Source organism: Akkermansia sp. AE01SA01 (assembly GCF_036417395.1).
Lineage (GTDB): Bacteria > Verrucomicrobiota > Verrucomicrobiia > Verrucomicrobiales > Akkermansiaceae > Akkermansia.
Genome location: NZ_CP143890.1, coordinates 2,673,706 through 2,690,193, shown reverse-complemented (window position 1 = coordinate 2,690,193; position 16,488 = coordinate 2,673,706). Strand labels below are relative to the sequence as shown.

16 protein-coding genes are annotated in these 16,488 nt (G+C 58.1%); 12 read left to right on the top strand and 4 right to left on the bottom strand.

The features are described from left to right. The first annotated feature begins 389 nt into the window (after positions 1 to 389). The 5 genes from rpsN to V3C19_RS10920 all read left to right on the top strand — a co-directional run bounded on the left by rpsN (position 390) and on the right by V3C19_RS10920 (position 3,485). A complete protein-coding gene (gene rpsN, locus V3C19_RS10940; protein ID WP_067570980.1) occupies positions 390 to 659 on the top strand; it encodes a 30S ribosomal protein S14 in 270 nt (89 codons plus the stop codon). 71 nt (positions 660 to 730) lie between these two features. After that, positions 731 to 991 (top strand): zinc ribbon domain-containing protein, encoded by a 261-nt coding sequence (locus V3C19_RS10935; RefSeq protein ID WP_130083232.1) that lies wholly within the window; start codon positions 731 to 733, stop codon positions 989 to 991. A 53-nt stretch (positions 992 to 1,044) separates the two neighbouring features. Continuing rightward, entirely contained in the window at positions 1,045 to 2,457 is a 1,413-nt protein-coding gene (locus tag V3C19_RS10930) for a hemolysin family protein (RefSeq protein ID WP_130083231.1), read from the top strand. 4 nt (positions 2,458 to 2,461) lie between these two features. Further along, positions 2,462 to 3,100, top strand: a complete 639-nt coding sequence (locus V3C19_RS10925) for a ribonuclease HII (RefSeq protein WP_295934783.1) — start codon at positions 2,462 to 2,464, stop codon at positions 3,098 to 3,100. A gap of 4 nt (positions 3,101 to 3,104) precedes the next feature. Continuing rightward, on the top strand, positions 3,105 to 3,485 hold the full coding sequence (locus V3C19_RS10920; protein ID WP_202975643.1) for a YraN family protein: 381 nt from the start codon (positions 3,105 to 3,107) through the stop codon (positions 3,483 to 3,485). Here V3C19_RS10920 and V3C19_RS10915 read toward each other — a convergent pair. The 4 genes from V3C19_RS10915 to V3C19_RS10900 all read right to left on the bottom strand — a co-directional run bounded on the left by V3C19_RS10915 (position 3,480) and on the right by V3C19_RS10900 (position 8,116). Further along, positions 3,480 to 5,720, bottom strand: a complete 2,241-nt coding sequence (locus tag V3C19_RS10915; RefSeq protein ID WP_295934781.1) for a copper-translocating P-type ATPase — start codon at positions 5,718 to 5,720, stop codon at positions 3,480 to 3,482. The two genes, V3C19_RS10920 and V3C19_RS10915, sit on opposite strands and share 6 nt — an antisense overlap. A gap of 153 nt (positions 5,721 to 5,873) precedes the next feature. Continuing rightward, complete coding sequence (locus V3C19_RS10910; protein ID WP_130083227.1) at positions 5,874 to 6,659, bottom strand: hypothetical protein; 786 nt, start codon at positions 6,657 to 6,659, stop codon at positions 5,874 to 5,876. Between the two features lie 3 nt (positions 6,660 to 6,662). Further along, positions 6,663 to 7,634, bottom strand: a complete 972-nt coding sequence (locus tag V3C19_RS10905) for a uracil-DNA glycosylase (protein WP_130083226.1) — start codon at positions 7,632 to 7,634, stop codon at positions 6,663 to 6,665. A 281-nt stretch (positions 7,635 to 7,915) separates the two neighbouring features. After that, on the bottom strand, positions 7,916 to 8,116 hold the full coding sequence (locus V3C19_RS10900) for a hypothetical protein (RefSeq protein WP_295934780.1): 201 nt from the start codon (positions 8,114 to 8,116) through the stop codon (positions 7,916 to 7,918). Between the two features lie 36 nt (positions 8,117 to 8,152). Here V3C19_RS10900 and V3C19_RS10895 point away from each other — a divergent pair, with 36 nt between their 5' ends. From V3C19_RS10895 to V3C19_RS10865, 7 genes are all read left to right on the top strand, one after another. Next, positions 8,153 to 8,827, top strand: coding sequence for a 3D domain-containing protein (locus V3C19_RS10895; protein WP_238623779.1), 675 nt, complete (start codon positions 8,153 to 8,155; stop codon positions 8,825 to 8,827). 99 nt (positions 8,828 to 8,926) lie between these two features. Further along, positions 8,927 to 9,565 carry an endonuclease III gene (gene nth / locus V3C19_RS10890; protein WP_130083224.1) on the top strand — a complete coding sequence of 213 codons (639 nt, stop codon included), beginning with the start codon at positions 8,927 to 8,929 and terminating at the stop codon, positions 9,563 to 9,565. A 92-nt stretch (positions 9,566 to 9,657) separates the two neighbouring features. Continuing rightward, on the top strand, positions 9,658 to 10,446 hold the full coding sequence (locus V3C19_RS10885; RefSeq protein ID WP_330937093.1) for a MotA/TolQ/ExbB proton channel family protein: 789 nt from the start codon (positions 9,658 to 9,660) through the stop codon (positions 10,444 to 10,446). 81 nt (positions 10,447 to 10,527) lie between these two features. Next, positions 10,528 to 11,034, top strand: coding sequence for a biopolymer transporter ExbD (locus V3C19_RS10880; protein WP_130083222.1), 507 nt, complete (start codon positions 10,528 to 10,530; stop codon positions 11,032 to 11,034). 12 nt (positions 11,035 to 11,046) lie between these two features. Further along, entirely contained in the window at positions 11,047 to 11,505 is a 459-nt protein-coding gene (locus V3C19_RS10875; RefSeq protein WP_130083221.1) for a biopolymer transporter ExbD, read from the top strand. A gap of 359 nt (positions 11,506 to 11,864) precedes the next feature. After that, entirely contained in the window at positions 11,865 to 15,101 is a 3,237-nt protein-coding gene (locus V3C19_RS10870) for a tetratricopeptide repeat protein (RefSeq protein ID WP_161981221.1), read from the top strand. A gap of 26 nt (positions 15,102 to 15,127) precedes the next feature. Then, entirely contained in the window at positions 15,128 to 16,159 is a 1,032-nt protein-coding gene (locus V3C19_RS10865; protein WP_295934778.1) for a hypothetical protein, read from the top strand. Positions 16,160 to 16,488: the final 329 nt, after the last annotated feature.

Below are 16,488 nucleotides of genomic sequence, written 5' to 3'. Positions count from 1 at the left end.
CAAAATCGTCTTGTACGGCGTCCTTTTTCAATATTCCCTTCCGGAAGGGGCAGGAGGGGATGGGCGGAGTTTTTGTCCTGGTCCGCCAGGGTGGGGACGGGGAGGGAGCAGGAAGAGAAAAGGGGAAGAAGGAAGGCTTCCCGGAAGGGCGGGGAAGCGGGAGTTCCGGAGATGGTTAGGAAGTGTTAAGCAATTCCGGGCGTCCTTTCCCGGAACGGGTTCCCCGGCGGCGTTCTCCGTGGTCCGTTTATGGAAGAGGCAGGTATTCAGAGTCATAGATGTATGGACGGGAAAAGGCCGGATGACATTGAAAACAGCTTGAATTTGATGAAATTGAAAAAAAGCGCTTGATTTTTCACTGCGGGGCCTCTACTTATTCCGCCGAACTTATGGCTAAGAAGAGCTGGATAGCAAGAGACAAGAAAAAGGCTGACACCGTCAAGCGCTACGCAGAGCTGCGCGAGCAATTGAAGGCTGAGAAGGATTATATCGGTTTAACCATGTTGCCCCGCAATGCAAGCCCGACCCGTATGGTCAACCGCTGCCTTGTTTCGGGCCGCCGCCGTGCATTCATCCGCCGCTTCAAGCTTTCCCGTATTTCCTTCCGCGAACTGGCCAACGCCGGCATGATCCCCGGTGTGACCAAGTCCAGCTGGTAAGAGAGGAAAAGGTTGCAGCCTTACAAAGATTTTGACGCTAGGCTGATTTTTATTTAGCCTAGCGTTTTGCTATGCCCATATACGAGTATATTTCCGAACACCCCGACGATCCCGAACAGTCCTGTCCGGTGTGCCGCCGCGGTTTCGAATTGCGGAGGCCCGTGGACCGTGCGCCGCTTGAAAAGTGCCTGGTGTGCAAACATCCGGTGCGCAAGGTGGTCAGCCGGGTGAATGTTCCGGAAATCACCAAGCCCCTGTCCGTTTCCGACGCCAAGGCCGCCGGCTTTACCGTGCTGGAAAAACGGGACAAGGGTGTTTATGAAAAATTGTGACGTACAAAGCGTGTGCATGAGAACGGTTTTTCCCGTATTTTAAATCCAACGGAATGAGTGATCCAGACCCTCTGAGTATTCTTGCGGCCTCCGGGGCCGCTGAAGTGCCGGTTATTGAACCGGCGCTGGGTGGGATAGCGCTGGCAATGGCCGGCCTTGTCCTTTTCTTATTATTGAATGCGTTTTTCGTGGCGAGCGAGTTCGCCCTGATGAAAGTACGCGAAAGCCAGCTGCACGCCGAAGAAGGCGCCACGGCGCGGACGAGAAGGAAGCTGGTCCTCGCTAAAAAGGCGGTCAGGCACCTGGACCTGTATTTGTCCGCCTGCCAGATAGGCATCACGCTTTCCTCCCTGGCGCTGGGCTTTTTGGGCGCTCCGTTCGTGGCGGAGCTGACGGCACCCTTTCTATACTCCCTGGGCCTGGAAGCCTCCGCGCCCGTTTACTGGGCGGCCCTGGTTCTTACCTTCCTTTTCTTTGCCTGCTGCCATGTGGTTCTGGGGGAATTCCTTCCCAAGTGCATGGCGGTCCGGCATCCCGGCAAGTCCGTCATGGCGGTGGCCCCCCTGCTGTATTCCTTTTATGGGGTGTTCAAATATACGGGCATTCTCGGCCTGACCAACGGAATCGCCCGGTTTATCATGAAATACCTGCTGGGAATTGATCCCGGAGCGGCGGCGTGTACTGTGCACAGCACGGATGAACTGATGTACTTGGTGGAGGAGAGCGAGCGCTCCCGCGAACTGACCCGGCAAGAGGCGGAAATCTCCAAGAACGCGCTTGAATTAAACGATATGTGCGTGAAGGACGTCATGACGCCGCGTTCCGAAGTGGATGTGATGGACCTGACGGCTCCCTTTGAACAGAACTGGGCTCTGGCGCGGGAATCATGGCATACCCGTTTTCCGCTGGTGGAGGGAGACCATCTGGACGAGGTGAAGGGCTGGGTGCACGTGAAGGATCTGCTCAAGCTCGTGGGCCAGGATAATCCTGACCTGATGAGTGTGAAGCGGGAATTGCGCGTGGTGCCGGATACGATGCCCTTGGACAGCCTGCTGACTTTCTTTTTGAAGGAGCACGCCCATTTTGCCCTGGTGGTGGATGAATTCGGCGATTCCATCGGCCTCGTGTTCCTGGACGACATTTTGGAACAGATCGTGGGCGATGACATTCAGGACGAGTTTGACCGGGATGAAATGCGCGAATTTGTCAAGACGGGCAAGGATACTTATGCCGTGAATGGCGCCGTCACCCTGTTTGACCTGGCGGACTATCTGCCGGAGATGGACCTGGATTGTCCTGGTGTGACCACGCTGGGCGGCTACATGATCAGCCAGCTGGGGCATATTCCGGAGGAAGGGGAGGAATTGAAAATAGGCCGTTACCGGGCTGTGGTGACGGGATCGGACGGCAGAAGGATCACGCAGATTTTGTTGACCAGGCTGCCGGAGGAGCAGGAGGAGAAATAATCCCATGGCGGAAAGATCACACCCGGACATGAGTTTTGAAACGGAGGTGCGGGCTTCCGGCTTCCTGCACGTGGCTGGGGTGGATGAGGCCGGACGCGGCCCGCTGGCCGGTCCCGTGGTGGCCGGTGCCGTGATTCTGCCGCAGCATCTGGAAGGCCTTCCCGGCTTGAACGATTCCAAGCAGCTCACCGCCGCCAAACGGGAGGCCCTGTTTGCCGCCCTGCTGGAACGTGCGGACGTGTATTGTTCCGTGGGCATTGCCTCCACGGAGGAGATCGACCGGCTCAATATTCTGCGCGCCACCCATCTGGCGATGGCCCGCGCCGTGGAGGGGCTTTCCCTGCGGCCGGATTTCTGCCTGGTGGACGGACTCCCCGTGAAGGGACTGCCCGTGCCGCACCGCGCCATTGTGAAGGGGGACGGCAGAAGCCTGTCCATCGCCGCCGCCAGCGTGCTGGCCAAGGTAACGCGTGACCGGATGATGACGGAGGCGGACGCCGAGTTTCCGCAGTATGGTTTTGCAAAACACAAGGGGTATGGCACCAAGGTTCACATGGAGGCCCTGCGGAAGCATGGGCCTTGTCCGCTGCATCGCCGCTCGTTTGCGCCTGTTTCACAGATGGAATTGTCCCTGCCTGAATAGGGAGGTGCGGAGTACGGACTGGCTGGGCGCTTACGGGGAGCTGGCTGCGGCCTCTTTCCTGCGCGCGGCTGGCTGTTCCGTTTTACGGAGGAATTGGCGTCCCGTCCGCGGAGGGGAGATTGATTTGGTGTGCCGTGACGGAGCCTGCCTTGTCTTTGTGGAGGTGAAAACGCGCACGCATGGCGGCTACGGGGGAGCGCGCCGGGCCGTGAATGCCCGCAAGCGCGCCCTGATCCGCCAGGGAGCGGCTGAATGGCTGCGCCAGCTTCCGGACACGGTCCCCTTCCGCTACGATATTGTGGAAGTCATGTACCGGGAAGGTGAAGTTCCGGAAATCACGCGCCTTTGCGGAGCGTTTGGAGAGCGGGACTTGGCGGCGTCATGAAAAATGCCGCAGGCGCAGGGCGTTGAGGATGACGGAAACGGAACTCAGGCACATGGCCGCCGCCGCAATGACCGGGGAGAGCAGGATGCCCCAGAAGGGATAAAGGACGCCCGCGGCTATGGGGATGCCCAGTGTGTTGTATATGAAGGCAAAGCCCAGGTTGGACTTCATGTTGTTCACGGTGGTGGCGGAAAGGGCGAAGGCTTTGGAGATGACCAGCAGGTTCCCCTTCACCAGCGTGACGCCGCAGCTCTGCATGGCTACGTCCGACCCCGTTCCCATGGCGATGCCCACGTCCGCCTCCGCCAGCGCGGGGGCGTCGTTCACGCCGTCGCCGGCCATGGCAACCACGCTTCCCTGCTTTTTGAGGCTGGAGACCAGGGATTGCTTGTCCGCCGGGGACATGCCTCCGTGGTATTCGGGAATTTCCAGTTCCTGCGCCACGGCTTCCACCGTTGCCGGCGCGTCTCCGGAGGCGATGATGATGCGGATGCCGCGCGCCTTCAGGTCCGCAAGAGCCCTGCGCGTATTGTCGCGGATTTTGTCCGCCAGGGAGAACGCCCCCGCCGCCTGTCCGTCCAGCGCGGCAAAAACGGTCACGCGGCCCTGCCGGCGCTGTTCATCCACCCACGGAGCCAGGGAGGAGATGTCCACGCCCTGTTTCTGCATCATGTCCCCGGTGCCCAGGGATACCTTGCTGCCCTGGATGGTTCCGGCCACGCCCCCGCCGGGGAAGGACTGGAAGTCCGCAACGGAGTCCAGGGGGAGTTTTTCATCCCGCGCCCTCTGGACGAAGGCGCGCGCAATGGGATGTTCGCTGCCTTGTTCCAGGGAGGCGCATTGGGCAAGCAGCTTGTCCATGTTCATGCCGCCTGCCGTGGTGACGTTGACGAGGGAGGGCCTGCCTTCCGTGAGGGTTCCGGTTTTGTCCATGACCAGGGTGTCCACCTTGTGCATGGTTTCCAGGGAAGCCGCGTCCCGGAACAGGATGCCCAGGGAGGCCGCTTTTCCGGAAGCCACCATCATGGACATGGGGGTAGCCAGTCCCAGGGCGCACGGGCATGCCACAATCAGGACGGCCACGGCGTTCACCAGCCCGTGCGGCCAGCTCGGCTGCGGCCCCCAGAATCCCCAGACGAAGAATGTGAGTATGGCGACCGCCGCCACGGCAAGGACAAAGTAGCGCGCCACCTTGTCCGCCAGCCTCTGCATGGGGGCCTTTGTCCTCTGGGCCTGGGCCACCAGGCTGACGATGCGTGCCAGCACGGTGCCGTCCCCCACTTCCCGGGCCGTCATGGTGAAGGTGCCCGTGGTGTTCAGCGTGGCGCCGATCAACGTGTCTCCGGGAACGTGGGTGACGGGAATGGGTTCCCCCGTGAGCATGGATTCGTCCACATCGCTCCCTCCGTCCTTCAGGATGCCGTCCACGGGAACCTTTTCTCCCGGTTTCACCCTCAGCACGTCGCCGGGCTGGACTTCCTTCAGGGGAATGTCGCTCTCCACGCCGTTGGGCAGCACGAGGTGCGCCGTGGAGGGGGCCAGGTTCATCAGCGACCTGATGGCTTCCGCCGTGCGGGACCTGGCCTTCAATTCCAGGACCTGCCCGAGCAGGCTCAGGGAGATGATGATGGCCGCCGCTTCATAATACACGGGTACGTGGCCGTCGCGGACGAAGACCGCAGGAAACCATCCGGGCATGATCGTAGCCGCCAGACTGTACAGGAAGGCGACGGAAGTTCCGGCTCCGATCAGCGTCCACATATTGGGATTGCGCGTTTTAACGGATTCCCAGCCACGGATCAGCAGCGGCTTGCCCGCCCACAGGACTACGGGGGCGGCCAGCAGCAGTTCCACCCAGTTCTGCACCCCCGGATTCAGCCATGCGGCGATGTGGCCGCCCATGGAAATGGCAAAGAGCACGATCACCAGCGGGAGGGAAATGTAGAAGCGCCTGCGGAAGTCGTCCAGTTCCCTGTTGTCCTGTGGGGCGGCGGAAGGAAGCACGGGTTCAAGCGTCATGCCGCATATAGGGCACGAACCGGGATGGTTCTGCCGGATTTGGGGATGCATGGGGCAGGTGTAAACGGCGCCGGAAGGGGAGGGGCCTGGGGAAGAAGGAAGCATGTCCATTCCCTTCATATTCATGCCCCCGAGGGGTGAGGAAGAATGGGAAAGAGCCTGTTCCGGGACCTCGTTTTTGCCGGAATCATGCCGGCAATGTGAGCAGTTCGTCATGTCCATACGAAAAGTGAGACAGGACGCGGTCCCGTTCCGTTTCAAATGGGGCGTGATTGGGATAACGAAAAGGATTCATGCCCGCGGTTTTTCCGGAGCGGGCATGAATCCGCCACACTATATTATATATAGTGCAGGAAAGGGCCGGAAGGGTTATTCCGCCCTCAGGGCCAGGATGGCTTCCATGAATTCCTGGGGAATGTCCAGGTGCGCCAGTTCGTCCCGGAGAATGACTCCGTTCGCGCCGGCATCCAGCATCCGGCGGGCGTCTTCCACGGTGCGGATTCCACCGGCGGAAAGAACGGTGACGGAGGCGGGGAGTTCTTCAATCAGTCTTTCCGTGACTGCCGGATTGGCCTGAAGTGTGTGCGGGTCCGCGTTGTTGATGCAGACGAAGTCGGCTTCCAGATCCATGGCGGCTTCAAGCTCTTTCAGGGTATGGACTTCCATCATCACGTCCAGCCCCAGTCCGGTGGCCATGCGGTACAGGGGTTCCAGCTCCTTTTCCGGAACGGCCGCCACGAGGAGGTTGACGGCGTCCGCCCCGGTGACGATGGCCTGGCAGATTTGAACCGGGTGAATGAAGACGTCGCGCGCCATGACGGGAATGGAACTTATCTTGGAAATAGCGGATACCATGTCCCAGGACCCGCCGTATACCTGCGGTTCCACCGCTATGGAGACGCCTTGCGCGCCGCCCTGCACGAACATGGAGTACTGGCGCCTGATGTCCATGTCCGCATGTGGGATCCCCTGCGCAGGATAGGCCCGGGAGATTTCCGGAATGACGGAGAGGCGGTCTTCGCTCAGGTCCACGGCGGTTCTGAATCCCGCATAGTCGTTCCTCAGGATGGCGGAGGCCCGCAATTTGCCTTCCAGGGGAAGGATTTTTTTCAAGTCGGCGCGTTTGCGCTCCAGAATGGCGTTTAAATAATCCATATGTTACTTTCTGGGTAGGAAATAGGAACGCTGTTTGTCGGAGATGGGGAGCCCCGCCCGTTCCATGACGCACAGCATGTCTTCCCAGACCTTTCGCTTTTCCGAAATATCTTCCGTTCGCAGCAGGTAGCTGGGATTGTAGGTAACGCGCACGGGTGTGTCGAAAGCCGTGTGAAAGGTCCCCCGCAGCGCGGAAAGCGGCGTTTCCCCGGATTGGAGGATTCCCCTGGCGGCAATGGCGCCCAGGGCGACGACCACTTTCGGGCGCACCAGCATGATTTCCTCCCGGAGGATGGGGCGGGAAATTTCTATTTCCCGGTCGGTGGGGGGGCGGTTGTTGGTGAGTTGCCGGGGCAGAGAGGGACGGAACTTGACCAGATGGGTCAGGTAAATGTCCGAACGGGAAAGGCCCATGGCTTGGAGCATGGCGTCCAGCTTTTCTCCGGATGGTCCTGCCAGGGGCCTGCCCAGCTTTTCTTCATACAGTCCGGGAGCGTCCGTCACCATCATGATGTCCGCCCGTGGATTGCCGGAGGAAAAGACGGGGGTTTCCCGCAGGGAATTCAGGTTTTTGAGGGGCGGCCAGTGCAGCACCAGTTCACGGAGGGAGGCAAGCTTTTCTTCTTCCGTTTCCCCTTCCAGATCAAAGGCCACGTGGCGCGGAACGGCTGGTTCCTCTTCTGTTCCCCCGGAATGTACGCCGTTGAGGATGGCCCTGAGTTCGTTGCCGAAGGAGATTTCATCCACGGAAGCGGGTTCGGAACTTTCCGGAACTCCCTCGGGATGGGGATGTTCCATGCCGGAAACGGGCGCAGGGGGGGCGGAAATGTCTCCCCGGGCCAGCCGGCGCGCTTCAATTACCCACTGCCTCAGGACTTTCCGGGCCTCTTCCGTCACAGGCGCATGCTCCACGCCTCTGGATAACAAAGAGCGCAGATAGTCAAGGGTAAGGTGTTGGGGCAGGCCGGCGGACATGTTTGGCTGGAATTATAATCTATTTCCCTGTGGATGCAACAGCCCATTGGGTATGCGGCCGTCTCACCGGAAGGGGAATTTGCATGAAGGGAACACAGCATTTCGTTCACTGTTTTTAAGCAATGATTGAGTTCCCGCCTCTTTCCCCTTGAACTTTTTTATGAAAACTTTTGAAGGATTGAATGCTTTTTGTGTTAATAATGCATTCATTGTAAAAGAGTTTTCTTCAAAAGAAAAAAGTGTGTCGTACTATGATAGAAAAAGAGACTTCGTGAAGTATATTATTTGTCATGATATGACAAAAATGCGGCATGTTTTTTATATTGTTGATTTTTAATGTGTTGTGGTAAGGTTTTTTTTGTATTTACAAGAGGTGGTATAGAAAAAAAGTTTGCCAAGGCTGAAATTATTTCGTAACCAAGAGCCGCCGTTGCTGATTTTTGTCGGCACCGCACGCGGCCAGAAGGTTTTTTTTCAGGCATGATTGCCGCGTGTGTGGCGCTATAACCACGTACCACATGAATCTACGAATAATTGCCACCCTGTCTTGCGCCGTTATGGCCATGTTTGTCAGCAGCTGTGCGACAAATGGTGCCGTCACCGGCACGGGGAAATCCGATAGTGATACTCTTGTCCTGGCCCGCGTAAGTGAAAAATCACCGGGCTTTGTTCAGCCTCTGGCACCCAGCCGTTCAGCGATGCCCTCTTCCAGCCTTCCCAAACTGGGGCGCGACAAGCACAAGATGCCGTTTTACCATCCGTCCCAGCGTACCCGCGTAGTGCGTACGACGGCTTACACACATTCCGAACGCGACCATTTGGCGTACGGCCCCCGCAATGCGGTGGGCACGTCTCTGAAGTACACGTCTTCCGTGCGCAGTGCGGCGGCGGACTGGTCCGTTTATCCGCTGGGGACCACATTCCGCATCAAGGGCCAGCCCTACCTCTATGTCGTTGACGATTACGGCAGCGCCCTGGTAGGCACGGGCACCATTGACATTTACCAGCCCAGCAAAAAGCTGATGAAGGATTGGGGGCGCCGCTATGTGGAACTGACCATTGTGCGCTGGGGAGATCCGGCCAACAGCCTGGAAGTTCTGAGCAGCCGCCGTGGCTACAGGCACTGCCGCGCCATGTACGCCGCCCTTCAGCACCGCGTGTCCAAGGGACTGTACGCCAAGGCCGACAAGTAACCCTGCGGGAAAACGCTTTTATACCGCTCCGCCATCCATCGGGACGGCGGAGCGTTTTTTTTGTTTTCCGCCGCGCCTGCGGAATGGTATTCTGGTGGCATGGACAAGAAAGAACGGGCCTCCGTCGTGCAGGAGGAGCTGATGAGGCTGTATGAAAATCCGCCCATTCCCCTTACCCATCATGACCCTTATACCCTGCTGGTTGCCGTTCTTTTGTCTGCCCAGTGTACGGACAAGCGTGTAAACCTGGTTACTCCTGCTCTGTTTGCCCTGGCTTCCACGCCGGAGGAAATGGCCCGGCAGGACGTGGAGGCCGTGCGTGAAATCGTGCGTCCCTGCGGCCTTTCGGAGAGGAAGGCTTCCGCCATCGTGAATCTGAGCAGGATTCTGGCGGAGCAGTACGGAGGGCAGGTCCCCTGCGACTTCCAGGCGCTGGAATCTCTGCCCGGCGTGGGTCATAAGACGGCCTCCGTTGTCATGGCGCAGGCGTTCGGCGTACCGGCATTTCCGGTGGATACCCACATCTTCCGCCTGTCGCGGCTGTGGGGGCTGAGCAGTGGAAAAACGGTGGAGGCCGTGGAGCGTGATCTGAAAGAGCTTTACCCTGAAAACACATGGGGGGATCTCCATTTGCGTATCGTGCTGTACGGCCGTGAATACTGCCCCGCCAGGGGATGCGGAGGGAGCTGTGCCATCTGCAGCCGGCTGAACCGGGCAGCGGGTTTTACGGACGCTTGAATTTTGACAGAGTCCAAAATGAATGCTTGCAAGTCTGAATTTGCATGCTTTAATACACCAGTATCTTTTCGAACAACCATATAACTTACATTATGAAGAACCTTTTTAGACTGGGTTTCCGTTTCGCTGCATTCGCTACTGTGCTGATGGCTGCATTTTCCACGTCGGCCTTTGCCCAGGATGCGGCAACTGCTGCCCCGCAGGAAAAGACCATGCTTGACAAGTGGATCATCGCCGGTGGTTGGACCATGATTCCGATCATGCTGGTGGAAGCCTTCATCGTTTTCCTGGTGATTTACAACATGGTCGCCCTGAAAAAGGACAAGTTCTGCCCGGAAGATCTGAAAGTCACCCTTCTTCAACTGATGGCCGAATGCCGGATCCGCTCCGCCATTGAAGTGGCCGCCGGCAGCCCCACCTACCTGGGCCGCCTGGTTGCCTACGCACTGCCGAACGTGGATGCCACCCGTCCGGAAGACCTTGGCAAGGACGCCATCGAAGACGCCATTGCCGATTTTACGGCCAACGAAAGCCGTTCCGTATTCAAGTGGATCAACATGCTTGCCCTTTGCGCGCAGATTTCTCCGATGCTCGGCCTCTTCGGGACGGTGCAGGGGATGGTAGGGGCGTTCGGTACGCTGTCTACTGCGGGCCAGGCGGATCCCACCCAGCTTGCCGGTGACATTTCCGTGGCTTTGCTGACGACGTTCTGGGGCCTGATCAACGCCATTATCGCCACTCCGTTCTTCTTCTTCCAGAAGGGTATTGCCAATGCCCATGTCGCCGAATGCGTGGGGACGCTGCAGGAAATGGTGAACACCTCCATCAACGTGGTGAACGCTGAAGCCCAGCTTGCCCGCATCCCCGAAGGCTTGGCTTGATCGCAGGCGAGCCTATGGTCCGGCCCGTAAACTTCCGCCCTAGGCGGAGACGGGCCGGAGAATCTCAACCAAATGTAGCTTATGGGGAAGAAAAAAGCCAATATAGCTTCCGATGAAGAGAGCGGGGAAATGGATATGTCCCCCATGATCGACATGGTGTTCCTCCTGTTGATCTTCTTCGTGGTGAACGCTACGGCCATTACCGTTAAAAAGGATAAGAACATTCAGATGCCTACGGCCACCAGTTCCGGTGAAGTGAAGTCCGCCAACGGCTGTATCGTGGTGAATGTGTACGGGGAAGGCGAAGGCAAGCGGCCCGACGGCATGAGCAATGACGTGCGCTGGGCCTCCGATGTCAGCGCCCCGCTCAATTCTCCGGATGAATTGAAGGAATATATCAAGAACCTTGCGGAACGCTTCAAAGACAAGCAGGATTTTGAAACGCGCCTTTATCTGCGCGGCGACCAGAAGGCTCTGTTCAAAGGCTCCCGCGAAGTCATTCGCGTGGCGGCGGAATGCGGAGTGACCAAAGTGGTCTTTGCCGTGCTGCCCGCCAAGAACTCCGCCCCCGCAAGCAGGGAAGACTAATCATCACGCATCATGGCCAGACACAAGAAATTGGAACCGATTGAGGATGAAGATCCCAAGCTGGATATCTCGTCCCTGATCGACGTATGCTTCCTTCTGCTGATTTACTTCATCGTGGCGACCTCTCTGATTCAGGAACGCAAGCTGGACATGTCCATGCCCGGCAGCGCTCCGAGCGATACGGCCGCCCAGATCGAACCCGCTCTGATCCGCATCATCAAGGACGGCACCATTTACTGGGGCAAGGACAACAGCCTGATGATCGACAATGACATGAACAACCACAACCTGTCGACGCTCGTGCAGCAGCTGGAAGCCAAGAAGCAGGAAGCCAGCGCCGTAGGCACCAAGCCCGTCGTTCAGTTGTGGGTGGAAGGCGAAGTCCCCCACCAGCGCGTCATTGACGTCATGAACGCCTTGACGGAGGCCGGGATTACAACGGTGGCCTTGACCGACCTCAAGGACGATTAAAGGCGGAAGCCTTGACTGGATTTCAGCTCCCGGGCCTTTGTGGCTTTCCGGGAGCTTTTTTATCGAGCGGAAGGCTGGATGCCGGGACCGTTTATCCCTTTTCTTCTCATGTTCCGGAACTGGTGGAAGGTTTTCCGGAGGCTCTTTGAGGATGGGGAGGCAGCAGGGTGCGGGAATAAATAAACGAGGCGCGCGTGCGGCTTCTTGCATGGATGACTAAAAAGGCGAACTTTCTGCTTTAGACTTTGCCGCATCTTGTTAAAATGACGCAATCCATTACAGGCAGGCATATTTCCTGCTTTTGCGGAGATGCCGTACCTGTTCGACTATCTCTTCTGTTTCAACGATTTTTTAAACACATGATCAACTCAAACTATACTACTGCACTGGCGGCCGGCCTGGTTTCCGTGCTGAGCATTGGCGCGGTGATGCCTTCTCATGCGCAGAATGGTCCGCGCGATTATCAGCGTACGGCCCTGGCTGCCATGAGGGAAGGCAAGTGGCAGGAAGCTCTGGATGCCGTCGACCGCTGCATCCGCGTTTATGAACCCCGTATCAAGATGCTGGGCCTGGATGACGGTTTCGGCTGGTTTTATTACCAGAAAGGTGTCTGTCTGTCCCAACTGAAGAAATACAGTGAAGCCGTGGAGGCTTTCAAGGCCTGCTATACCAAGTTCCCGAGCGCCAGAAACCAGCTCGTGAAGATGGCCCTGTTCCGCGAAGGGGAAAATTACTGCCGCATGGGCGAATTCGGCAAGGGAGCCGAGCTTCTGGAAAAGTTCCTGAAGGAATACCGCAACGATCCCGTTGCCAGAAACGTGAACGCCGGGGAAGTGCAGGGCCTGCTGGCCCAGTGCTATTTCAGGATGGATCCGCCTTCTTTCGACAAGGGGCTGGAAAACCTCACCGCCTGCGTGAATTCCCGCTACAAGGGACGCCGCATTTCAGACGCCGTCATCACCAATTCCTTCCTGGCGATGGTGGAGTCCGCCATCAAGACCGGCAAGTGCCAGGAAACGGTGAAATTTGTGGAAGCCCACCCTTCCGTGATGAACATCAGCCCCACCCGCGTGGCGCTGTACGCCCCCAAGCTGGTGAGCGATATTGCGGAAGCCCTGGAAAAATCCCGTTCTCTTCTTCAGAGCGGCAAGCAGAAGGAGTCTGAAGACTATGCCTCCCTGGCCCTGACGCTGATGGGGCTTTTGCCCGACCAGGCCGGAGTGCTGGCGGACGCCAACCATTCCCTGGACCGCCTGGGCCGCGCTAACGGCGCCGTTCCCGGCGTTACCGATCTTTCCCATACGCTGGACAAGTCAAAGGTGAACACCTTGATCGAGCAGTTCAACAAGATGAAGGAGGAAGGCAAGGTTCTGGATGCCTTCACGTTCAATTTCATGGGCAACCAGGCCATGGTGCATGGTTCGCAGCGCGTTGCCCGCGCCGCCTACCAGCTCATTAATGACTTCTATCCGGATGCCCCGGGCAGGGAAGACAATCTGTTCTACCTGGCCATGACCACCTGGCAGCTTGGGGAAGCGGACAAGGGCGGGGAGCTGGTGGCCCAGCATATCAAGGAATTCCCGAATTCCAAGTACGCCCCCACCTTGAATACCCTGTCCCTGGAAGGCTTGCTGAAAGACAAGAAGTTCGATCTTTGCGTTCAGCAGGCGGACAAGGTCATGGAACTGCACAAGGGCGATCCCACCCACAAGTTCTATGAACTGGCCCTGTATTGCAAGGGCGCTTCCCTGTTCAACCTGGGAGCCGCTGATGCTGCTCGCTACAAAGATGCCGTTCCCGTGCTGGAACGCTTCGTCAAGGAATACAGGGACAGCACCTACCTGAAGACGGCCATGTATCTGCTGGGTGAAACGTACACGAACCTGGGCAGGGCGGATGATGCCATCCAGGCTTTCACCAACTATATTGCCCGCTTCCCGGAAAAGGATGACGCCAACCTGGCCGCCGTGCTTTATGACCGCGCCTTCAATTACCTGGGCCGCAAGAATCCCGGCGACGAGGAGCTTGCCATCAAGGATGCCAAGGAAATCGTGGACAATTTCAAGGACCACCGCCTGTTCCCGTATGCCAACAACCTGCTTGCCAGCCTTTACGCCGGCAGCAAGGAGCATGAGCAGGAATCGGAAGCCTATTCGCTGGCCGCCCTGGAATCCGCCAAGAAGCTGGGCGACAAGCGTCCCGCCGCGGAAGCCGTATACAACCTGCTTGTGAACGCCACCAGGAAGCCTCTTCCCCTGGAGCCGAAGGAGGCCGTGGAGGCCGCCCGCAAGGCCCGCCGGGATGAAGTCAAGAAGTGGTATGACGAATACTGGAAGGTTGCCGATATGCCCGGCAGCCGCTACAGCCTCCAGCTTGCCGCGGCAGCCATGGACTTCTTCAAGGACGACAAGGAAATGTTTGACCCCACGGCCGTCAAGATGCAGGAAGTCATTGTCCGGGAAGGCAAGAAGGACGACCCCAAGATGACTGTTCTGCTGGAGGAAGCCGTGAATTCCTATACCAAGAATTACATGGCCGGCTACAAGGCCCTGGGACGGGAATTGGACGCCAACGCCCTGCGCAATCACTTCTACAGGTTCCCCGGCGTGGACAACAGCAAAGATAAGACCTTGAGCGCCATGCTCCGCATGGCCGTCATCGCCCAGACGCAGGAAGTCTTTGAAAAGGCACCTACGGAAACGGACGAGCAGCGTGCCGCCAAGGCCGCGCAGGAAGGTTTGGTCAAGCAGCTTTTCGTGGAACTGAAGCGCGACTTCAAGCCCTCCGACCTGCCGCCCTACACGCTTGTCAAGCTGGGCATGCACTTGGCCAATACCTCCCAGCCGGAGGAAAGCATTGCCTACTTTGATGAAATCCTGGATCCGTCGGAACCGAATCCGGTGCGCAAGCAGGCCCGCATCAACGGCATGTCCAAGTACCGCAAGAACGCGGTCTTCGGCAAGGCCGTGGCTCTGGGCCGCAGCAAGGATAATGCCAAGGTGGATACCGCCATCAAGATGATGAGGGATGAACTCAGCAAGGAGGAATCCAGCTCCAATCCGGACCGCAAGGCCATGGAAGACGCCCAGTATAATCTGGTCAAGTTTACCGCCGCCCGCCAGGACTGGCCCGCCGTGATTGCCGCCGCGGAGAAATACCGCGCCGACAAGTCCTACAAGAAGAATTTGCCGGAAGTCCTCTTCCTGCAGGGGCAGGCCTACCTGAAGCAGAATGAGCCGGACAAGGCCCTGGTCTGCTTCATGAACATTACGGGCGCCGATTACAAGGGCCTGGTGAAGTGGTCCGCTCCCGCCATGCTGGCCCAGATGGATACGCTGTGGAATAGAAACAGGATGTCCCAGGGCACCGGCAAGCAGCCTTCCGACAGGTACGTCGCATGGAGGACGGGCAGCCAGTATGTCCAGTTGCTGGATACTCCGGCCAACCGCAAGAGGATGACCGCGGAGGACAGCGACCTGCTCAACCAGGTCAAGGACAAGGTGTCCAGATTCGGTTCCGATCCTGCCGTCAGCCAGGAACGTTCGGACATCGCCGCCTATGAAGCGGCCATCCGTTCCGCCAGGGGGCAGAAATAACGAAACACGGTTAGCATATAAACGATATGAAAGCACTTTCAGTAATAATGGTATTGGCCGGTCTGTCCACTCTGGTTCCGGCCATGGCGCAGAACGCCGCGGACCCTCCCCGCCTGAGGGCCCGCGTAGCGAATCCCGCCATCAAGAATGGCCGCCCGACGGATATTTTCATTCTGTCGGCCAACGGTCCCATGGTCCAGTTTGTGGAAACACGGGAATCCCAGGACATTCTTCAACAGGCTGCCAGCGCGTTCAGGACGTTGTACATCTTTGAAACGGATGACTTCGTCGACGCGAAGGTAGCCATGGAAAACCGCAAGTACCAGGACGCCCGCAACAAGTTCCATGCCCTGATCGGCAAGTATGCCGCCACGCTTCCCATCAAGGACAGCCTGTCCGCCCGGGCAGCCGTCAATGAACTGGAATGCGCCATGCGCATGATGGACTGGGCCGGCGTGAAGGGACTGGTGTCCCGGTTCCCCGTCAGGGCTGCCAATCTGTCCCCTTCCGCACAGAATGATTTGGAAGTAGCCAAAATCATGGCCCTGATTCCGGACAGGAACTGGAACGAGGTGAAGACCCAGGCCTCCTCCTTCCTCGCAACGAAGAAGAATGCCACGCGCCTTCAGCAGGCGCGCATGAAGTACGCCCTGGGAGCAGCCTCCCTTGCATCAAGGGACCCCAACAAGGCTTTGGATTATTTTGCGGAAGCGCTGGTGCTCCTGCATGGTTCCGACGAGAACCTCGGTTCCGCCAGCATCACCCGCTCCCTGGATGCCTACCTGCGCATGCCGGATGTTGCCCAGTTTCTGGAAAACTCCGCGGTGTCCGCCGCGGTGGAGGCCAGAAAGCATAATCCGGAAACCGTGATTCCCGAGATGCAGATGAAGACGCGCCCCCTCAACGTGAAGGAAGCGGCGGCCCTGTACCGCCTGCATGAACTTATGTTCCCGGACAAGAAGTTGCCGGCCAAGTACGATGCCTTTGCCGTTTCCTACAAGAATCCCTCCCCCGGTACTGCCGCACAGGCTCCCGCGGAAGCGGAAAAGAAGCAGTAGGAACCAGTCAGGGAAATACTTAGAACTTTTCCCCGGTTTAAACGGAGCCGTCCTGCCCAGGTTGCAGGGCGGTTCCGTTTTTTTCATGGCGTGGATGGCGGCCTCATGTACCGGAAGGCGGCAAGCCGTTCCGTAACGGTACACTCGTGAAGCTGCATGAAACGGACATTTTCTCCAATCCGGCATTAATATGGCATGACCCGTGACAGGACGGCTTTGTAAAGCCGTCACCATTTGGTGCCGCAACAGGAAAGATCGTCAAGCCCTTGTCCGGCCTGCCGATGGAATGGCCATACCGTGCTTTCCCCAAAGCCACAGGAGAAAGACGG

Excerpts from the sequence above, each read along its gene's own strand:
- V3C19_RS10895 (WP_238623779.1), top strand. The coding sequence starts at position 8,153 with ATGAATCTACGAATAATTGCCACCCTGTCTTGCGCCGTTATGGCCATG.
- V3C19_RS10885 (WP_330937093.1), top strand. The coding sequence starts at position 9,658 with ATGAAGAACCTTTTTAGACTGGGTTTCCGTTTCGCTGCATTCGCTACT.
- V3C19_RS10900 (WP_295934780.1), bottom strand. The coding sequence starts at position 8,116 with ATGCCTGAAAAAAAACCTTCTGGCCGCGTGCGGTGCCGACAAAAATCA.
- V3C19_RS10910 (WP_130083227.1), bottom strand. The coding sequence starts at position 6,659 with ATGGATTATTTAAACGCCATTCTGGAGCGCAAACGCGCCGACTTGAAA.
- V3C19_RS10870 (WP_161981221.1), top strand. The coding sequence starts at position 11,865 with ATGATCAACTCAAACTATACTACTGCACTGGCGGCCGGCCTGGTTTCC.
- V3C19_RS10905 (WP_130083226.1), bottom strand. The coding sequence starts at position 7,634 with ATGTCCGCCGGCCTGCCCCAACACCTTACCCTTGACTATCTGCGCTCT.
- V3C19_RS10925 (WP_295934783.1), top strand. The coding sequence starts at position 2,462 with ATGGCGGAAAGATCACACCCGGACATGAGTTTTGAAACGGAGGTGCGG.
- V3C19_RS10865 (WP_295934778.1), top strand. The coding sequence starts at position 15,128 with ATGAAAGCACTTTCAGTAATAATGGTATTGGCCGGTCTGTCCACTCTG.
- V3C19_RS10915 (WP_295934781.1), bottom strand. The coding sequence starts at position 5,720 with ATGACGAACTGCTCACATTGCCGGCATGATTCCGGCAAAAACGAGGTC.
- V3C19_RS10930 (WP_130083231.1), top strand. The coding sequence starts at position 1,045 with ATGAGTGATCCAGACCCTCTGAGTATTCTTGCGGCCTCCGGGGCCGCT.
- V3C19_RS10935 (WP_130083232.1), top strand. The coding sequence starts at position 731 with ATGCCCATATACGAGTATATTTCCGAACACCCCGACGATCCCGAACAG.
- rpsN (WP_067570980.1), top strand. The coding sequence starts at position 390 with ATGGCTAAGAAGAGCTGGATAGCAAGAGACAAGAAAAAGGCTGACACC.
- V3C19_RS10880 (WP_130083222.1), top strand. The coding sequence starts at position 10,528 with ATGGGGAAGAAAAAAGCCAATATAGCTTCCGATGAAGAGAGCGGGGAA.
- nth (WP_130083224.1), top strand. The coding sequence starts at position 8,927 with ATGGACAAGAAAGAACGGGCCTCCGTCGTGCAGGAGGAGCTGATGAGG.
- V3C19_RS10875 (WP_130083221.1), top strand. The coding sequence starts at position 11,047 with ATGGCCAGACACAAGAAATTGGAACCGATTGAGGATGAAGATCCCAAG.